This is a genomic window from Ruegeria sp. BC2 (assembly GCF_056539245.1).
The window spans coordinates 1-15,741 of record NZ_JBQFUQ010000005.1; the positions used below are offsets into that span (position 1 = coordinate 1).

Genomic DNA, 15,741 nt, shown 5'->3' on the forward strand with positions numbered 1-15,741 from the left:
CGGGATGGAGCAGCCCGGTAGCTCGTCAGGCTCATAACCTGAAGGTCGCAGGTTCAAATCCTGCTCCCGCAACCAAATCCACAAAATCAAAACACCAAACGAGCCGCCCAAGGGCGGCTTTGCTCGTTCTCAACCGCTCGTTCAGCACCAACCCAACAATCGCCGACAAAAAAGAGAAGAAACGCGCAAAATGCGCGATCGGATCTCCCAAGACGTAGGCTACGACCGACAAACGAACTGCCGATCCACGTCAGGGATCAGTCAGACTGCGTACACCCTTACACGCGCGCTTTTTCAAATGCGGCCCAAGCGACTTCAAATTTCTCGAAGTTGAAGCCGGGTTCAGAAGCCGCATTCAGAATTATTCGTTCGGTTTCAAAGAGTTTCAGAATGGCGTGTTCGATCCGATCAATCAGATCAGCAGGTACGACAACAGCACCATGCCGGTCCGCATGGATAAGATCCGATGGATTGACCGTCAGGCCGAAGATCGAAACAGGCGTGTCGATTTCTCGGACGTGAACGAAACCATGGCTGGGCCCGATAGAGCCGGCGATGACCGGGAATCCTTGCTGCATGTCACCAAGGTCCCGCATGACCCCGTTGGTGAGTGCGCCGGCCATTCCGAACCCTTTGTGCAAAGACGTATTGATTTCGCCCCAATAGGCGCCGATGCAAGAGGGGAAATCGACATCCTCAACCACTGCAACAGAGGGAGCCGGGGCCTCGGCCATGTATCTGTAATAGTCCATTCGCCGCTGCCTGATGACTTCTGGCGCTTCGGAGGGCGGCTGCACCGCAGCGATCTTGGCTGTACGGGCAAATCCGACGATTGCGCCCTCGGACGGGGCCGAGCAGAACATCGTACCACGCGTGAATTGGTCAAACCCGCGCTTGCCTTGTGCCATCTCGATGGCGTTGCAGACTGTGGGTGTGTCGACCTTGCGTAGCAAGGCAAGTAGGGACGGTGTCATGGAACCTCCAACCAACGGCGCAACGCCGCTGTGGTTTCCTGGGGTCGCTCGAGGGTGGGCAGGTGCCCCGCACCGATTACGACCTCCAGCGTGCTGTTTCCGAGAAGCTTGTGCATCAGTTCGTGCCGCTCCAACGGACATAGTCTGTCATCCTCGCCGCATAGAACGAGGCTTGGACCTTGAAATGCGGACAAGGTGTCCGTTTGATCCGGGCGGCCCATGAGTGCGATGGACTGGCGAAGAAAGACCTCGGGGCCCAGATCGGCTGCCATGGCCATGCAAAGGTCAAGAATTGCGCCCTGCCGAGGGCCATCGGCCAGATAGTTCGGCTTCAACTCGTCACGCATTACCTGCCGCAATCCACCTTGGCGCACGGCCTCCATCTGCGGACCTCGCCGGGTTTTGACCTCGTCTGTTTCGGCCAGCGGGTTCGTGTCCAGGAGGGCCAGCCGTTCAACACGTTCTGGCGCTTGGCGCAGGACCTCCATGGCAACGATCCCGCCCATGGAAAGCCCCGCAAGGGCAAATATCGGCGGTGCATGGCTCAGTACATCGGCCGCCATTGCCTCGACGCTGTCCTGGGCGCTCAGCGGGTGGGTCATCAGCGGCACCCGTCCGGACAGGGCTTCGATTTGCGGCCCGAACAGTCGGGCATCGCACATCATTCCGGGAAGAAGAACCAGGGGCGTCATGCCGATGCCAATCTGGCACCTTCGGCCAGGGAGGCCAACTTGGCATAGGCGATGTCGGGGTCGACCGCACCGAAGCCGGCAAAAGTGCCAAACCCGCAGTCACTCCCGGCGATGACCCGATCCGGCCCGACGATGTTGGTGAACCGCTCGATGCGTTGCCGCACCAGCTCGGGGTGTTCGATGAAATTCGTTGTCGTGTCTACGACGCCGGGCACAAGGATCTTGTCGTCCGGGATTTCGCTCTTGCGATCCCGGAAGACGGTCCACTCATGGGCGTGGCGCGGGTTCGACGTTTCGAACAGAACATAGCGGGATTTGGTTGCCATCAGGGTCGTGAATACCTGATCCATCGCAATGTCGCAGCAATGCGGGCCTTCGTAGTTGCCCCAGCAGATATGCACCCGGACCCTATCTTGCGGGACATTCTGCAGCGCGTGGTTCAGGGCTTCAACATGCATCTCGGCGATCGCGATGAATTCGGCATCGGACAGATCAGCGAACAGCATGTGCCGCGAAAGGGCCAGATCGGGGCAGTCCAACTGAAGATCCAGTCCCGCTGCGACGATCGTTTCATATTCCTGCTTCATCGCATCGGCGAGCGCGGCCAGATAGGCCTCACGGCTGGGGTAGTGGGCGTTCTGCAGAAACAGAGAAATCACCCCGGGCGAGGCGGCGTTCATGAAGCCATGTTCGACTCCGTGCTCAGCCATTGCCTGCTTGAGGTTGCGGATATCCTTGTTCAGTTCGTCCTGGCCCTTCGAGCGAACGTCGCCCGTGCATTGCGGCCGGGCGTATTGGGGTGTGCCCCCTTCGTTGGCAAGACGTTGCAAAAAGCTGGGAAACATCTTCAGGTCCGCGGGGGCATTCCGTGGACTGTCCCCCGAGAAACCTGTGTAGCGGTCCTTTACGTATGTCGCATACGAGATTTTTGAGGTCTCTCCGTCGCTGACGATGTCGACACCGGCCTCGACCTGACGCCGAACCGTTTCAGATACGGCCTTGGTCATGCAACTGTCGAACGCATCGGCGTCATAGGGCTCATTCCGCTCGCGCGCAAAGATGAAGTCGACAACTTCCTGGGATCGGGGCAGAGACCCCACATGGGTGGTGAGTATCGTTGTCATGCGGGGTCCTTTCTTGATCAGTCGCCGGTCCAGGTTGCGCCAGCAGGATCGTCGGTCGCGGTGATGCGGTACAACCCGGCCGTTCCGGTCATGGATGGAGTGATGGTATAGGCCTCGCCGGGCAGCACCAGTACCGTATCCCCGCCCGAAATCGTGGTTTCGACATCCTCGACAGTGACCCGCCAATGGCCGCTTGCCGGCATCAGCACGACGGGCTTGGCCGATTTGGTGGGGTCTTGAACACCTGAGCCACGGGTCAGGAAGTCGACCTCAAAGCCGGGCTTGTCCTTGATCAGACCGTTTTCACCGATCACCTTGGCGGGTTTGTCGGCCGCCAGCGCCATCAGGTCCCAGTAGCGGGCCACGTATTTGCCGATCACGGCTTCGACCGGCACTTCGGGATAGGATTCCAGCTGCTCCTCGGTCAGCAGAGGCATGGGCCGGACGTTGTGCGGGAGGTCCTGGCCCTTCTTGCTGTCGTAGAGCACGCCGTTGTCACCCAGCATCAACCCGTGCGCCCGGGCGTCCTCAATGACCTGAGGTGCCCAGGTGACGCCGCCGCCGGCATCGTCACCACCCAGAATGGACATGATCATCCCGTAGTCGTCGCCCACGTTCTCGAAGCCGCGGAAGATGCCGGTGGGAATGTTGAAGATGTCTCCTTCCTCGGCAATGAACTCGCCCGCCGTGCCATAGCGACCCCAGAAAAACCGCCAGCGGCCCTTGGCGACAAAAAAGACCTCGGCCGTCGTATGGCTGTGCAGCGAGTTGCGGCATTTGGGCGGCTGGCCGGCGGCCCCGATATTGAAGCCGATCTTGTCGGTTATGTGCACATGCTGATCCGGAGACTCCGAAACTCCGCCGCCGATTATGGTAAAGTTCTCTTTTTGATCGCTGCCCGGCGTGTGGGCATCAATGAAGGCCGTCTTGCACGGCTTGAGCTCGCCATAACGGACGATGCGTGATGCGATGGTTGATTGTGTCATGGTTCTGGTTCCGGATTATGCGTTTGAGGGAATGGTCGGCAGATGCTCGATCACGTTCCCGGAGGCCGCAAATTCAGGCGGCGCGCTCGAAGGCTTTGCCGGAATAGGTGAAAGCGCCGGCTTGCACCGGTCTCGCGCAGGCCGCATGCCAGAACACGATATTTGACCGGAGCGTGCATTCAGACCTCTGCGCCTTGCAGAAGGATCTGCTTCCAGACCGAGGTTTCATCAAACAGGGTGTATTCGCGGCGCAGCTTGGGCTGGCCGCTGATCAGTTCGCCGAATTCGGCATGGCTGATGCCCAGAACATAGACCTGCGCCCCGGTGGGGGCGCCGAACACCCCCCATCCGTCATGCTTGCCCCACAGGCTCCAGCGCAGTGCGGCACGGGGTGGCATGTTGGGATCGTCGCGGCCGATCTGGTGCTCGATGCGGAACTCGGCGTTGGGGAAGCTGGCCCGCAATCCCATCCAGAACCGGTCGACCGAGTCCCAACCGTGTCCGGTGACCCCGCCGACATATTCCGACTGCACCGCACGGTCGTATTCAGCCCCGATCGCGCCCATGTCGGCGTTCATGATCCGGGTCAGAATATCGGCATAGCGCTGGCCCCATTCATTGTCGTTGCCTCGACCCTTGTAGGGGCCGGGCTGGTCGATCTCGGGCGTCAGAGGTTTCACGCAGTTTTCCGGCCCGCCCTCGCGAGCGATCAGGTCGGCTGCGTATTCCTTGGGGTCCCAGCCCATCTGGCGCACGATAGCCCCCTGATCGCGGATCAGCCATTCATCGTTGATCTGATTGTCGATCGCATGGCAATCGGCCAGAATCCGGTACCGCAGCTTGGTTCCGGTTGGTTTGCCATAGACACCTTCGGCAAGGTGCGTGGCGGTCGAAATAATGCGGTGGGAACTCAGCATCCCCTCTTCGGGCGTGCCTGACCAGATCACGTCTTCGCCCAGAAGCTGCCGGTCGGGAAATTCGGCCAGGGTCGCCATCGTCGCGCCGATGACGTTTTGGTTGCCCAGCACGACCGAACCCGGTGAACGGACAACGATGTCGTCGCTGTAATATTCATGCAGCGTGGCGATCCCGCGATCTTCCCAGATTTCCTTGGTGATGCCGATGATATAGTCGGGAAAATCCCGGAATTTGGGGTCAAATCCCTTCATGTGTTCGTCCTTTTCGGGTTCCATCCCTTGGGCAACCGGGCCGAGGTTCGTACGATCAGCGGTCCGTCAATTGCCACCTTGCGGGGTTCAGAAGTCTTGGGCTCTTCGATGTGATCAAGCAGCGCGGCAACCGTTTCCGCGACCATCAGGTTCGCCCGCTGCCGAATCGTCGTCAGATTGTATGCGGGCCATCCGGCAGGGGGCACATCGTCATACCCCACGACCGAGACGTCTTCGGGGATGCGCAGGCCCAGCTCAAAGCGTAGAACATCCATGACCGCCAAAGCCATGTGATCGTTGGCGACGAAAACCGCGTCAGGTCGGCGCTCCGGTGCCACGTCGAACATGGTTCGGGCCGCCGCACGGGCATTTTCGGTGTGAAACTCGCCGATCCCATGTGCAAAAAGATCGCTTCCGGCATCGCGCAGTGCGGCAAGGAAACCAGCCTCGCGGTCGCGCTGGGTCGAGGCGCCCTGCCAGCCTGCGATGTAGCCGATGCGCTGGTGCCCGCCCGCCAGCAAAAACTCGGCTACCTTGCGGCCGCCGGCATAGTTGTCCGAGGTTACTGTGGTGATGCCCTCGATATCCTGACTGCGGTTGAACAGCACCACCGGAACGCCCGCCTGCTGGCAGCGCGTAGCGATGTCCGACGACATCGGCACCGAGGCCAGAATGACCCCGTCCACCTGATAGTCGAGGATTTCCTCCATCACGTCGTCGATGTTTCCGGCCGAGCGCGAAGCCATGAAGATCAGCACGTGATAGCCATGCTCCTGCAGGCGGTTGGACAGTTTCTCCAACGCTTCGGGATAGAAGTAGTTGTCCAGATAGCCGACCACCAGGCCGATGATCCGGCTTTTGCCCGACACCATCGCCCGCGCCAGCACGTTGGGACGATAGCCCAATTCGGCCGCCGCCTTGCGTACCTTTTCCTCGGTCTTCTTGCTGACCGAGGCGCCGGGGGTGAACACCCGACTGACCGCCGACTGGCTGACGCCGGCCAGTTGCGCGACCTGAAGCGATGTGACCTTGTCCGCCATCAGTCCGCCGTCCATCCGCCGTCGATCAGCATCGACGTGCCGGTGACCAGCCCCGAGGCGTCGGACGCAAGATAGAGGACCGCGCCCATGATATCCTCGACCTCGCCCACGCGGTTCAGCTTGATCTTGTCCATGATCCAGGCCGCGCGTTCGGGGTTGTCGAAAGTCGATTGCGTCAGCGGGGTTCGGATGAAGGTCGGGCAGACCGTGTTGATGCGGATGCCCTGCTTGCCCCATTCGATCGCCATCGCCTTGACCATGCCTTCCAGCCCGTGCTTGGTCGCACAGTACAGCGCCCGGTCGATGCCGCCGACATGGCCCATCTGGCTGGAGATATGGATGATCGAACCGGGCCGCCCGGCCGCCATCAGCGCCTTGGCCGCGTAGGCCGACAGGAAATAGGCCGAGCGCAGGTTGACACTGGTGACCGCGTCGAAATCCTCGGGCGTTGTTTCGACCGCCGGCCCGTGCCGCGCGGTTCCGGCCGAGTTCACCACCACGTCAAAAGCCCGCGCGTCGAACAACCCCTGCAACGCGGTCAGGTCGCCCTGATCCAGCACGCGCCCCTCGGACGACCAGCCCTGCGCCTGCAGGGCGGACACCGCTTCGTTCAGCCGCTCGGCCCCGCGCGCAGCGCAGACCACATGCGCTCCGGCTTCGGCCAGAGCGACAGCGCAACCCAATCCGATACCCGAAGATGCGCCGGTGACCAACGCGGTCTTGCCGCTCAGCGAGAACGAAGGGGTGCGGGGCAGTTGGGCCATCAGCTCATTCCATCCGGGGTTTCAATGCGGCCCAGGTTCCGGGCCTTGTTGAATTCCCGCAGGCGGGCAAAGACGTCAACGCCAAGCTGCGCATATGCGTCCAAAAGATCGACCAGAACCCAGTTTTCGCGGATCCGTCCGTTCTCCAGCCGCCAGAAATCGAGGCTGCGCATGGTGATCCGCTTGCCCGAGGGCGCAATGCCCATCCACCCGTCATGGGTGACGGTCTGGATCATGTTGGGCCAGCCGGTCACTGCCGCGTAATCGCCATCGCCGAAGAAATGATAGGTGATGTCATCGACATATTGCCCGCGATCCGGCATTCCGTTCAGGAACGGGATCTGGTGCCAGTTGCGGAACCCGGCATAGCCGCGCCCGGTGCCGATGCCCGAAGGCCCGTACCAGTTCATGCGCGGATGCCAGAACCGCTCCATCTCCATCACCTCGGGGCCGCCCTGCGAGGGGTGCTTTTTCAGATGTTCCAGCATGTCGACGATGTGCTGGCAGGTGGCGCGGCCCTGGTCGGCGTCATAGGGCCCCGGCACCAGACCGTCCTGCGTGGCCGGGCCGGGCACATGCCATTCGCGGCCCAGGCTGGGCGCCATCGGCCAGGCACGGGCCTGCATCATCACCTCGGGGATGTCCCACAGGGCCTGCATTTCGACGATCCGGCCGTTCTCGAACCGGTAGAACTCGTGAAACCGCATGGTGACCTGATGGCCGGTGGGCGGGATGTCCAGCCACGGACCGGTGAAAGTGCCGGTGTAGTAGCCGCCGCAGCCGACCCAGTCGGCGCCGAACTCGTCCGGCCCGGCCATCACGATATAGTCGCGCCGTTCGAGGTCCGGCCAGGCATCCAGCAGGCCCTTGTAGGCCAGATCGTAGAACGCCTCGCTGCCGGTGCTGTCACCGAAGGGGTGGCACAGGCGGAACAGGGCGTCGGGCGCGGTCACCTGCGCCAGCGCGGCCCGCACGCCGGATTCGTCGAAATCATACATCGCCGCCCGAAGCGGCGCGATCAGCGCCTTGTGCTGCGTATGCCTGTCACTCATTCGGCGGCATCCCGGTATGGGGCCGGCGCGCCATAGGGCACGTTGATGCCGCCATAGCGGCGCACCCGCACGTTGCATTGTTCGGCATGCCCCACGAAGCCTTCCAGCAGACACAGGCGCGAGCCGTACTCGCCGATCAGGGTTGCCGCCTCGTCGGTCAGTATCTTCTGATAGCTGTGGGTCTTCAGGAATTTGCCCACCCACAAACCGCCGGTGTAACGCCCGGCCTTCTTGGTGGGCAGCGTGTGGTTGGTGCCGATCACCTTGTCGCCGTTCGATACGTTGGTGCGCGGCCCCAGGAACAGCGCGCCATAGCAGGTCATGTTGTCCAGGAACCAGTCATCGCGATCGGTCATGACCTGAACATGCTCCGAGGCGATCTCGTCGGCGACCTGCAGCATCTCGTCATAGCTGTCGCACAGGATCACCTCGCCATAATCCTGCCAGCTGACCCGCGCGGTGTCGGCCGTCGGCAGGATGCCCAGCAGGCGGTCGATCTCGGACAGGGTCTCTTCGGCCAGCTTGCGCGAGTTGGTGACCAGAACCGCGGGCGAGTTGTAGCCGTGTTCGGCCTGCCCCAGCAGGTCGGTGGCGCAGATCTCGGCGTCGACGGTTTCGTCGGCGATCACCATGGTTTCGGTCGGGCCGGCGAACAGGTCGATGCCGACGCGGCCGAACAGCTGGCGCTTGGCCTCGGCCACGAAAGCATTGCCGGGGCCGACCAGCATGTGCACCGGGTCGATCGTTTCGGTCCCCAGAGCCATGGCGCCGATGGCTTGGATGCCACCCATGACATAGATCTCATGCGCGCCGCCCAGATGCATGGCGGCGATCACCGCCGGATTCGGCTTGCCCTGGAACGGAGGGGTGCAGGCGATGATGCGCGGCACACCCGCAACGCTGGCCGTGGCCACGGACATATGGGCCGAGGCCACCATCGGGAACTTGCCGCCGGGCACATAGCAGCCCACCGACTGCACGGGGATATTCTTGTGGCCCAGGATCACGCCCGGCAGGGTCTCGACCTCGATATCGGTCATCGAGGCACGTTGCGCGCGGGCAAAGTTCATCACCTGCTCCTGCGCGAACTTGATGTCGGCCAGTTCGCGGTCTGACAGCTGAGCGATCAGGTCGTCGATCTCCTGTTGCGACAGGCGGAACGAGGCGGGCGAATAGTTGTCGAACTTCTCGCTCAGCTCGCGCACCGCGGCGTCGCCACGGGATTCGATATCCTTCAGGGTCGCCTCGACCACGGCGCGGGTCTTGGCGTCATCCTCGGCCCGGTCTGCGTCGGACTTGCCGCGTTTGAGATACTCGATTGCCATTGTCTTGATCCTCAGTTGTCGGGGCGGGGCGGAGTTTTCTCTCCCCGGTCATATGCTTCCCAGCCGTGGCCCTGGAACAGGTCGACGCCCAGCTGCGCGGCGACATGGGCGAAATCAACGTTCACCCAGTTGTCGACGATCTTGCCGTCGACCACTTTCCAGAAATCCATGTAGCGGATCTCGACCCGCTTGCCGGTGGGCGGGATGCCCAGGAATTCGCCCGAATGGGTCGCCTCCTGCCGGCCGAAGGCCGCGGCCCATTCACCCATGTAAAGCCGCGCCTCGTCGATGCAGACCTTGTCGGAAAACGCGGCCTGGAAGGGGCGCTGCCAGTTGTCCTGAAACTCTTGCAGACCGTTCTTCGTGCCGCAGCCCTGGTTGCCCATCCAGCGGAATCCTTCGGCGAAGAACTCGCCGATGTCGTTGATGCGGTGGTCATTCAGGCCGTCGACCATGGATTCGATCACGCGGCGCGTGTCTTCGGTCTTGGTCAAGTCAGTGTCGCGGGTCAGAACCGCTTGTTTAGGTCGGGAACCTTTCATCGTCTTGTCCTTGTCAGGTTGTCAGGGATTGGGGATCGGGGGGACATGCCCCCAAATCCGGGAAAATCCCTGGGCAACCTGTTCAGCGCCGGATGGCGCGTCAGGGCGTTATCGCGGAACCGGCGGCTCATCAGCCCTTGACCGCGCCGGCGGTCAGACCGCTGACGATCTGGCGCTGGAAGATCATAACCAGGAAGAACAGCGGCGCGGTGATCGACACGGCGGCGGCCACGGCGACGACTTGGTCGGTGGTGGTGGTTTCGCGGTTGAACATGCCGGCGATGGCCGGAACCATGGTCTGGTTCTGCGCGTCCAGCAGCAGCGAGGTCACCAGAAAGTCGTTGTAGGCCAGCAAGAAGCTGAACAGCCCGGTGGTGATGACGCCCGGCCACATCACAGGCATGATCACCCGACGGAAGGCCTGGAAATGGTTGCAGCCATCCACGCGCGCGGCTTCGTCCAGCTCGGCCGGGATGTTCTGGAAGAACGACCGCAGCATCCAGATGGTAAAGGGCTGGTTGATCGCCACCAGAACCGCGATTACGGCAAAGGGCTTGCCGTACAGCGTGGGCGCGTTTTCCCCCAGGATCGGGCGCAGCCATTCGGCCGAGTTGATGAAGACCGGCAGATAGCCCGCCACCAGAACCGAGTGCGGCAGCGCGCGAAACACCAACGCGACGATCAGGATCCAGAACGCCAGCGTCGAGCCAGACCGCGCCAACCCATAGCCCGCCAGCGTGCCCACGGTCAGCGACACGGTCACGACGCCTGCGGTAACGATCAGTGAGTTCTTGAAGTTGTTGGAAAAGCCGCGGTCGATCCAGACGGTCTTGTAGTGCTCGGTCGTCAGACCAACCACGTCCCGCCCCAGCGGGCCGAACAGTGGGTTCAGCACGTTCAAAACGGCCGGCAGGATCAGGAAAAACACCAACAAAAAACCCAGCACCAAAGCCAAACCACCGATGATCCAGCCGAACCAGGCCTGACCCGGCTTGGTGTAGGTTCTGACCATCGAGGGCAGTGTCTTGGTCGTCGCAATCACCGCGACCCAGATGGTGACGATGCCGAGGATGATGTCGAGGATGGAAAGGCCTTCCCCGGTCGCAAGAGTCGCTGGACCGAAGATCACGTTCAGCGCGTTGCTGTCGAATGCGTCCACGGGTGATTTGAAGCTCATCACCGCGATCCAGAAGATCGGGAAGGCCGCCACGAGGCACCAGAACGCCAGAAACAGGTTCGACGACAGGCGCAGGCCGAGCGGTTGGCGAAGGGCGCGCGAGGACATATCAGTGACCTCCTTTGTGGTCGCGCCATGTCCGGCGCAGCGGTGCGATGAGAAGGATGACGATGCCGACCATGGTCAGCATGGCGCTGGCCGAAGCCCGACTGATCGAACGGTTGCCCGCCTGATCCGGCACGAGGAAGTCGTAGGTCAGCCATTGCAGCGAGATGACGTAGCCCTGGCTTGAGAAGCCGACGATTTCTTCGAACACCCGGTAGGAGTCCATCAGATGGATCATCGACACGAAGATAATCAGCGGCATCAGGTGCGGGATGACGATGTATTTCAGGCGCTGCCAGCGGCTTGCGCCGTCGATCACCGCGCTTTCAAGGCTGTCCTGGTTCACGGTCTGAAGACCGGCGTAGAACACGATCGCGGCAAAGGGTGCGACATGCCAGACGCGGTACAGCATCATCAGCAACTCGATCGTCCAGGCCTGCGCGAACAGCGCGATGTCGCGGTTCAGCCACCATTCCAGCAGGGCCGTGAGGATACCGTCGCCGCGAAACAGCCAGTTGATCGAAAGGGCGCCGATGACCGGCGTGATGATGAAGGGCAGGAGCGACACAAAGATCACCGGACCACGTATTGCCGATGTAGCATTGTTGATCACGATGGCGATCAGCAGCCCGGTACCGATCACCAAGGGCAGAGTGATCAAGGTAAAGGTCAACGTAAAGCGCAGCGCCTTCCAGAAATTGATCGTGGACAGCACGCTCCAGCTGCCTTCGCTGATCGCGCGCCAGGCGCGTTCGGGCTCCAGCACGTTGCGATAGCTTTCCAGCCCGACAAACTGGGTCTGCGTGATGATCTCGCCCTCTTCGTCCAGCCTCGGAATGGACTTTTCCTCGGTCACGCAGGTCTGGGTCAGGAAGCCCGGCGTGCAGGTCTCGACCTCGACCGTCTCATAGATGGGCTGGGTGACGTAGAAACTCTGCTTGAACACGCTGACCAGCGGGAAAGCGATAAAGAGAAGCATCATAAAGACAGAGGGGCCGACAAAGGCGGCAAATGTCCGGAAATTCATGGCTCTGCCTTTCTTATGGTTCTCGTTGGATTGGGTGCGGGAGGGTCGAGGCCCTCCCGCGGCAGGATCAGTTGTTGACCAGTCCGGCCTCTTTCGCGGCAGTCAGATAGTCCGCCTCGATGTCTGCCAGCGTGGTCTGTGCGTCCTTGGCGCCGGTCAGATAATCGGCCAGGCCATTGCCAAGCGCTGTGTGCATGATCCCCATCGGGCCAGATGCGGGATAGGCTTTGGCGCCGGCTTCTGCCGAAGCGGCTGCACCTGCGGCCAGATCACCGGGCTTGTAGGCCGGGTTCAGCCAGACGGCGGCGTTGTTGTTGGCCTCGACCATTTCTGCATCCATGCCTTCCAGCGCCACGCGGAACGCGGCATCGGCTTCCTCGTCGCTCATGTTTGAGGCAAGAACGATGCCGTCCCACCAGATCGTGGTTGCCGGAGCGGCCGAGCCCATCGGAGCGGCCGCCATGACGACCTTGCCGACGACCTGGCTTTCGGCCTCATCGTTCATTGCAGCAGCGCGGCTGGCCCACAGGTTGGCCATGGCGATCTTGCCCTGTTGGAACTGCTGCTGAACGTATGTGGAATCCGACACCAGATACTCGGGGTCCATGTATTCGGTCATGGCCTTGAGCGTCTCCAGAGCCTTCACGCCCTGATCGTTGTTGATCGCAGGCATGTTGCCGTCAGCGAAGAACTCACCGCCTTCGCCCAGGTACATGTTCACGAATTCCTGACCCAGGTTCCAGCCGGTCTTGAAGGTGCCGCCGATGGGGTAATCCATGACGCCGGCCTCTTTGATCTTGGCTGCAGCGGCCAGAACATCATCATAGGTCTTGGGCTCGTCGATCCCCAGATCGGCCAGAACGTCGCTGCGGTACATCAGGTGCTGGGCGTTCACCATCATGGCGATGGCCATGGTTTGGCCGTCCACCTTGATCAGCTGGTTCGGCAGCAGGTCCTGGCCATATTTCGCGACCAGATCATCCAGCGGACGAATGGTGCCCGCGTTCAGCAGCGGCACCAGCGTTGCATTCGACACGCCGCCGATCTGGTACAGAGCCGGATCCGCCGCAAAGGCTTCGGGCTGCTTCTCGCGGAACTCCTGGTCCAGCGATGCGCCGAAATTGCCGCACTCGGCCATCGCGTCGGTGACGGCCTTCCAGGCTTCGAACCCGGCGGACAATGATTTGAGCGGAACGGTGTTCTCGAACGAACACGCCGCCCATGCAGTGCTGGTCACCATGGTCATGGCGCCTGCCATCAGAATTGTCTTGAGTTTCATGCGTTTCTCCCTGTCAGGATCGGTCCGTCGTCGACGTCCGGACCGTTGGTTGGCCCTTTCGGGCTTTGGTTGGGGTCAGCCCCCGATCCGCGCACCGCTCTCTGCTTCGAACAGGTGACAGATTTCTTTCGGCACCGAGAACGAGACCATCTCGCCTATTTCGGCGCGGAATGCTTTGTCGGCTTTGACCGAGACCAGTGCACCGCCGACCCGGACCGAAATCATGGTGGCGTCACCCAGCAGCTCGAGCGTGTAGATCGGTGCAGTGATCTGGCCCTGACCTTCGGCCAGTGTCGCATCCTCGGCGCGGAACCCCAAGGTCAGCGGGCCATCAGCAACGTCCACCCCCGGGATTTCGACACCCGTGGTCCGGAAAACGCCGCCCTCGACCTGACCATCCATCAGGTTCATGGCGGGCGAGCCGATGAAACTGGCGACGAAAGTGTTGGCCGGGCGGTCGTAAATCTCGGTCGGGCTGCCGACCTGTTGCACGATGCCCTTTTTCATCACCACGACACGGTCGGCCAAGGTCATCGCCTCGATCTGGTCATGGGTGACATAGATCGTGGTGACGGCCAGTTCGTGGCTGAGATTCTTGATCTGCGCGCGGGTGGATACACGCAGCTTGGCGTCGAGGTTGGACAGCGGCTCGTCCATCAGGAACACGTTCGGTTCGCGCACGATCGCGCGGGCCAGAGCGACACGCTGACGCTGACCGCCCGACAGTTCAGCCGGCTTGCGATGGAGAAAATCGTCCAGCTCGACCATGGCGCTGGCGCGGCGCACCTTCTCGTCATGGGTCGCGGGGTCGATCCCGCGGACCTTCAGCGGGAAGCGGATGTTTTCATAGACGTTCATGTTGGGGTAGAGGGCATAGCTCTGGAACACCATCGCCACGTCGCGGTCCTTGGGTTCAAGATCGTTGACCACCTTGCCGTCGATCAGGATGTCGCCCTCGGTCACGTCCTCAAGCCCCGCGATCATGCGCATTGTCGTGGTCTTGCCGCAGCCGGACGGGCCAAGCAGAACCAGAAACTCGCGATCGGCAATTGTCAGATCGAAGTTGTGAACCCCAACAAACGATCCCCATCGCTTGCCGACATTGCGCAGTTGAATTTCCGCCATGAAGCCCCCCGGGAAGGAATCGTTTTGCATACGTTTGCAAAAGGGTATTCTTGGTTTACCAATTCTGGCAAGACATTTTTGCATACGTATGCAAATATGCCGGAAATCAGTGATTCACCCCCAGGCAATAACAGGCGCAAGATGCTGCAAAACAATGAAAAACAGATGAGCTTTCAAAAAGAGAAAGATCTGGTGAAGGCGTTCTATGAGGACCTGCAGTTGACCACCAACGACAAGCTGTCAGATGTCATGGGGCGATTCTGTGCGCCGAATCTGCTGTGGCGCGGCTTTCACCCGTTCGGTCAGATTTCGGGGGTCCACGACGTAGCGGAAAACTTCTGGGGCCCGCTGCGAACTAGCCTCAAACGCATGCAGCGGCGTCAGGACATATTCTTCGCGGGGTGCAACTCGCTGACCGACGAGCGCGAGGTCTGGGTGGTTTCCATGGGCCATCTGATGGGTCTGTTCGACCACTCCTGGTTGGGCATTCGACCGACAGGCAAAATGGCATTCCTGCGCTATTGCGAGTTCAACAAGGTGCAAGACGGCAAGATCGTCGAGACCGCGATGTATTTCGATATCCCACATCTGATGGTGCAGGCTGGTCAGAACCCGTTTCCGCCCCAAACCGCAGCCCATCTTGTACAGCCCGGGCCCCTGACACACGACGGTATCCTTGGCACGGATCAACCCGCCGAAGAAGGGGAGCAGACTCTGGCGCTGATCAACGCCATGATTTCTGACCTGGGCCAGTGGAAAAGTGGCCTGACCCTGAGCGAAGAGCTGAGCCGCACCTGGCATGACGACATGATCTGGTGGGGCCCCGAGGGAATTGGCGCCACTTACACAATTGAACGGTATGGCAAGCAACACGCCGGTCCCTTCCGCGCGGCATTCGCCGAGCGGTCAAAGACCAAACATTTCTGCCGGCTGGCCGAAGGTCACTACGGCGGGTTTTTCGGCTGGCCGAACTTCACGGCTGTTCCGACCGGAGGGTTCATGGGCATGCCCGCGACCCAAACGCCCGGTGAGTTTCGGGTGATCGACATCTATCGCCGCGCAGGCGACAAGCTGGCCGAGAACTGGATCTTCATCGACCTTCTGCATTTCTGGAAGCAGCAAGGCGTGGACATACTGGAAAGAACCACGGGCATCGGAACGGCGCAGGTGTAGCCCGAGGGGGCGAACTGGATGCAGTGGGAGGGGTTTTGGTGGAGCCTAGGGGAGTCGAACCCCTGACCTCTTGCATGCCATGCAAGCGCTCTCCCAACTGAGCTAAGGCCCCTTTCCGGTACCGCCTGTGCGGTGGACGGACGTTTATGAAACGACGTGCGCGAGTGCAAGACCAAAAAATCGGAAT

15 protein-coding genes and 1 tRNA gene are annotated in these 15,741 nt (G+C 61.3%); 1 reads left to right on the forward strand and 15 read right to left on the reverse strand.

Annotated elements, in window-relative coordinates; all coding sequences use genetic code 11:
• Positions 1-278: 278 nt before the first annotated feature.
• The 14 genes from ACR0CU_RS16995 to ACR0CU_RS17060 all read right to left on the reverse strand — a co-directional run bounded on the left by ACR0CU_RS16995 (position 279) and on the right by ACR0CU_RS17060 (position 14,381).
• Complete coding sequence (locus ACR0CU_RS16995; RefSeq protein ID WP_170448784.1) at positions 279-974, reverse strand: RraA family protein; 696 nt, start codon at positions 972-974, stop codon at positions 279-281.
• Positions 971-1,666, reverse strand: coding sequence for an alpha/beta fold hydrolase (locus ACR0CU_RS17000; protein WP_170448786.1), 696 nt, complete (start codon positions 1,664-1,666; stop codon positions 971-973). The genes ACR0CU_RS16995 and ACR0CU_RS17000 overlap by 4 nt, the downstream gene beginning before the upstream one ends.
• Positions 1,663-2,790 (reverse strand): cobalamin-independent methionine synthase II family protein, encoded by a 1,128-nt coding sequence (locus ACR0CU_RS17005; protein WP_170448788.1) that lies wholly within the window; start codon positions 2,788-2,790, stop codon positions 1,663-1,665. Before ACR0CU_RS17005 ends, ACR0CU_RS17000 begins: the two co-directional genes overlap by 4 nt.
• Before the next feature lie 17 nt (positions 2,791-2,807).
• Positions 2,808-3,776, reverse strand: coding sequence for a cupin domain-containing protein (locus tag ACR0CU_RS17010; protein ID WP_170448790.1), 969 nt, complete (start codon positions 3,774-3,776; stop codon positions 2,808-2,810).
• 179 nt (positions 3,777-3,955) lie between these two features.
• Positions 3,956-4,945, reverse strand: coding sequence for a nuclear transport factor 2 family protein (locus ACR0CU_RS17015; protein ID WP_170448791.1), 990 nt, complete (start codon positions 4,943-4,945; stop codon positions 3,956-3,958).
• Positions 4,942-6,000, reverse strand: a complete 1,059-nt coding sequence (locus ACR0CU_RS17020; RefSeq protein WP_254430021.1) for a LacI family DNA-binding transcriptional regulator — start codon at positions 5,998-6,000, stop codon at positions 4,942-4,944. Before ACR0CU_RS17020 ends, ACR0CU_RS17015 begins: the two co-directional genes overlap by 4 nt.
• A complete protein-coding gene (locus tag ACR0CU_RS17025; RefSeq protein ID WP_170448793.1) occupies positions 5,985-6,749 on the reverse strand; it encodes an SDR family NAD(P)-dependent oxidoreductase in 765 nt (254 codons plus the stop codon). Before ACR0CU_RS17025 ends, ACR0CU_RS17020 begins: the two co-directional genes overlap by 16 nt.
• The gene (locus ACR0CU_RS17030) at positions 6,749-7,801 is read right to left on the reverse strand and encodes an ester cyclase (protein ID WP_170448795.1); all 1,053 of its coding nucleotides are present in this window, start codon (positions 7,799-7,801) and stop codon (positions 6,749-6,751) included. Before ACR0CU_RS17030 ends, ACR0CU_RS17025 begins: the two co-directional genes overlap by 1 nt.
• On the reverse strand, positions 7,798-9,126 hold the full coding sequence (hisD, locus tag ACR0CU_RS17035) for a histidinol dehydrogenase (RefSeq protein ID WP_170448798.1): 1,329 nt from the start codon (positions 9,124-9,126) through the stop codon (positions 7,798-7,800). The genes ACR0CU_RS17030 and hisD overlap by 4 nt, the downstream gene beginning before the upstream one ends.
• A gap of 11 nt (positions 9,127-9,137) precedes the next feature.
• Positions 9,138-9,668 carry an ester cyclase gene (locus ACR0CU_RS17040; protein ID WP_170448800.1) on the reverse strand — a complete coding sequence of 177 codons (531 nt, stop codon included), beginning with the start codon at positions 9,666-9,668 and terminating at the stop codon, positions 9,138-9,140.
• 130 nt (positions 9,669-9,798) lie between these two features.
• Positions 9,799-10,953 carry a carbohydrate ABC transporter permease gene (locus ACR0CU_RS17045; protein ID WP_170367810.1) on the reverse strand — a complete coding sequence of 385 codons (1,155 nt, stop codon included), beginning with the start codon at positions 10,951-10,953 and terminating at the stop codon, positions 9,799-9,801.
• A gap of 1 nt (position 10,954) precedes the next feature.
• Entirely contained in the window at positions 10,955-11,932 is a 978-nt protein-coding gene (locus ACR0CU_RS17050; protein WP_480643505.1) for a carbohydrate ABC transporter permease, read from the reverse strand.
• 112 nt (positions 11,933-12,044) lie between these two features.
• Positions 12,045-13,256 carry an ABC transporter substrate-binding protein gene (locus tag ACR0CU_RS17055; protein WP_170361384.1) on the reverse strand — a complete coding sequence of 404 codons (1,212 nt, stop codon included), beginning with the start codon at positions 13,254-13,256 and terminating at the stop codon, positions 12,045-12,047.
• Between the two features lie 75 nt (positions 13,257-13,331).
• Positions 13,332-14,381 carry an ABC transporter ATP-binding protein gene (locus tag ACR0CU_RS17060; RefSeq protein ID WP_170361386.1) on the reverse strand — a complete coding sequence of 350 codons (1,050 nt, stop codon included), beginning with the start codon at positions 14,379-14,381 and terminating at the stop codon, positions 13,332-13,334.
• A 165-nt stretch (positions 14,382-14,546) separates the two neighbouring features.
• Here ACR0CU_RS17060 and ACR0CU_RS17065 point away from each other — a divergent pair, with 165 nt between their 5' ends.
• A complete protein-coding gene (locus tag ACR0CU_RS17065) occupies positions 14,547-15,554 on the forward strand; it encodes an ester cyclase (protein ID WP_480643507.1) in 1,008 nt (335 codons plus the stop codon).
• A 36-nt stretch (positions 15,555-15,590) separates the two neighbouring features.
• Here ACR0CU_RS17065 and ACR0CU_RS17070 read toward each other — a convergent pair.
• Positions 15,591-15,666 (reverse strand) — tRNA-Ala (locus tag ACR0CU_RS17070).
• Positions 15,667-15,741: the final 75 nt, after the last annotated feature.

What these genes read in the sequence shown, in the direction of transcription:
- hisD (WP_170448798.1), bottom strand. Translation starts at nt 9,126, where the DNA reads ATGGCAATCGAGTATCTCAAACGCGGCAAGTCCGACGCAGACCGGGCC.
- ACR0CU_RS17010 (WP_170448790.1), bottom strand. Translation starts at nt 3,776, where the DNA reads ATGACACAATCAACCATCGCATCACGCATCGTCCGTTATGGCGAGCTC.
- ACR0CU_RS17055 (WP_170361384.1), bottom strand. Translation starts at nt 13,256, where the DNA reads ATGAAACTCAAGACAATTCTGATGGCAGGCGCCATGACCATGGTGACC.
- ACR0CU_RS17040 (WP_170448800.1), bottom strand. Translation starts at nt 9,668, where the DNA reads ATGAAAGGTTCCCGACCTAAACAAGCGGTTCTGACCCGCGACACTGAC.
- ACR0CU_RS16995 (WP_170448784.1), bottom strand. Translation starts at nt 974, where the DNA reads ATGACACCGTCCCTACTTGCCTTGCTACGCAAGGTCGACACACCCACA.
- ACR0CU_RS17015 (WP_170448791.1), bottom strand. Translation starts at nt 4,945, where the DNA reads ATGAAGGGATTTGACCCCAAATTCCGGGATTTTCCCGACTATATCATC.
- ACR0CU_RS17005 (WP_170448788.1), bottom strand. Translation starts at nt 2,790, where the DNA reads ATGACAACGATACTCACCACCCATGTGGGGTCTCTGCCCCGATCCCAG.
- ACR0CU_RS17000 (WP_170448786.1), bottom strand. Translation starts at nt 1,666, where the DNA reads ATGACGCCCCTGGTTCTTCTTCCCGGAATGATGTGCGATGCCCGACTG.
- ACR0CU_RS17020 (WP_254430021.1), bottom strand. Translation starts at nt 6,000, where the DNA reads ATGGACGGCGGACTGATGGCGGACAAGGTCACATCGCTTCAGGTCGCG.
- ACR0CU_RS17065 (WP_480643507.1), top strand. Translation starts at nt 14,547, where the DNA reads ATGAGCTTTCAAAAAGAGAAAGATCTGGTGAAGGCGTTCTATGAGGAC.
- ACR0CU_RS17045 (WP_170367810.1), bottom strand. Translation starts at nt 10,953, where the DNA reads ATGTCCTCGCGCGCCCTTCGCCAACCGCTCGGCCTGCGCCTGTCGTCG.
- ACR0CU_RS17030 (WP_170448795.1), bottom strand. Translation starts at nt 7,801, where the DNA reads ATGAGTGACAGGCATACGCAGCACAAGGCGCTGATCGCGCCGCTTCGG.
- ACR0CU_RS17060 (WP_170361386.1), bottom strand. Translation starts at nt 14,381, where the DNA reads ATGGCGGAAATTCAACTGCGCAATGTCGGCAAGCGATGGGGATCGTTT.
- ACR0CU_RS17050 (WP_480643505.1), bottom strand. Translation starts at nt 11,932, where the DNA reads ATGATGCTTCTCTTTATCGCTTTCCCGCTGGTCAGCGTGTTCAAGCAG.
- ACR0CU_RS17025 (WP_170448793.1), bottom strand. Translation starts at nt 6,749, where the DNA reads ATGGCCCAACTGCCCCGCACCCCTTCGTTCTCGCTGAGCGGCAAGACC.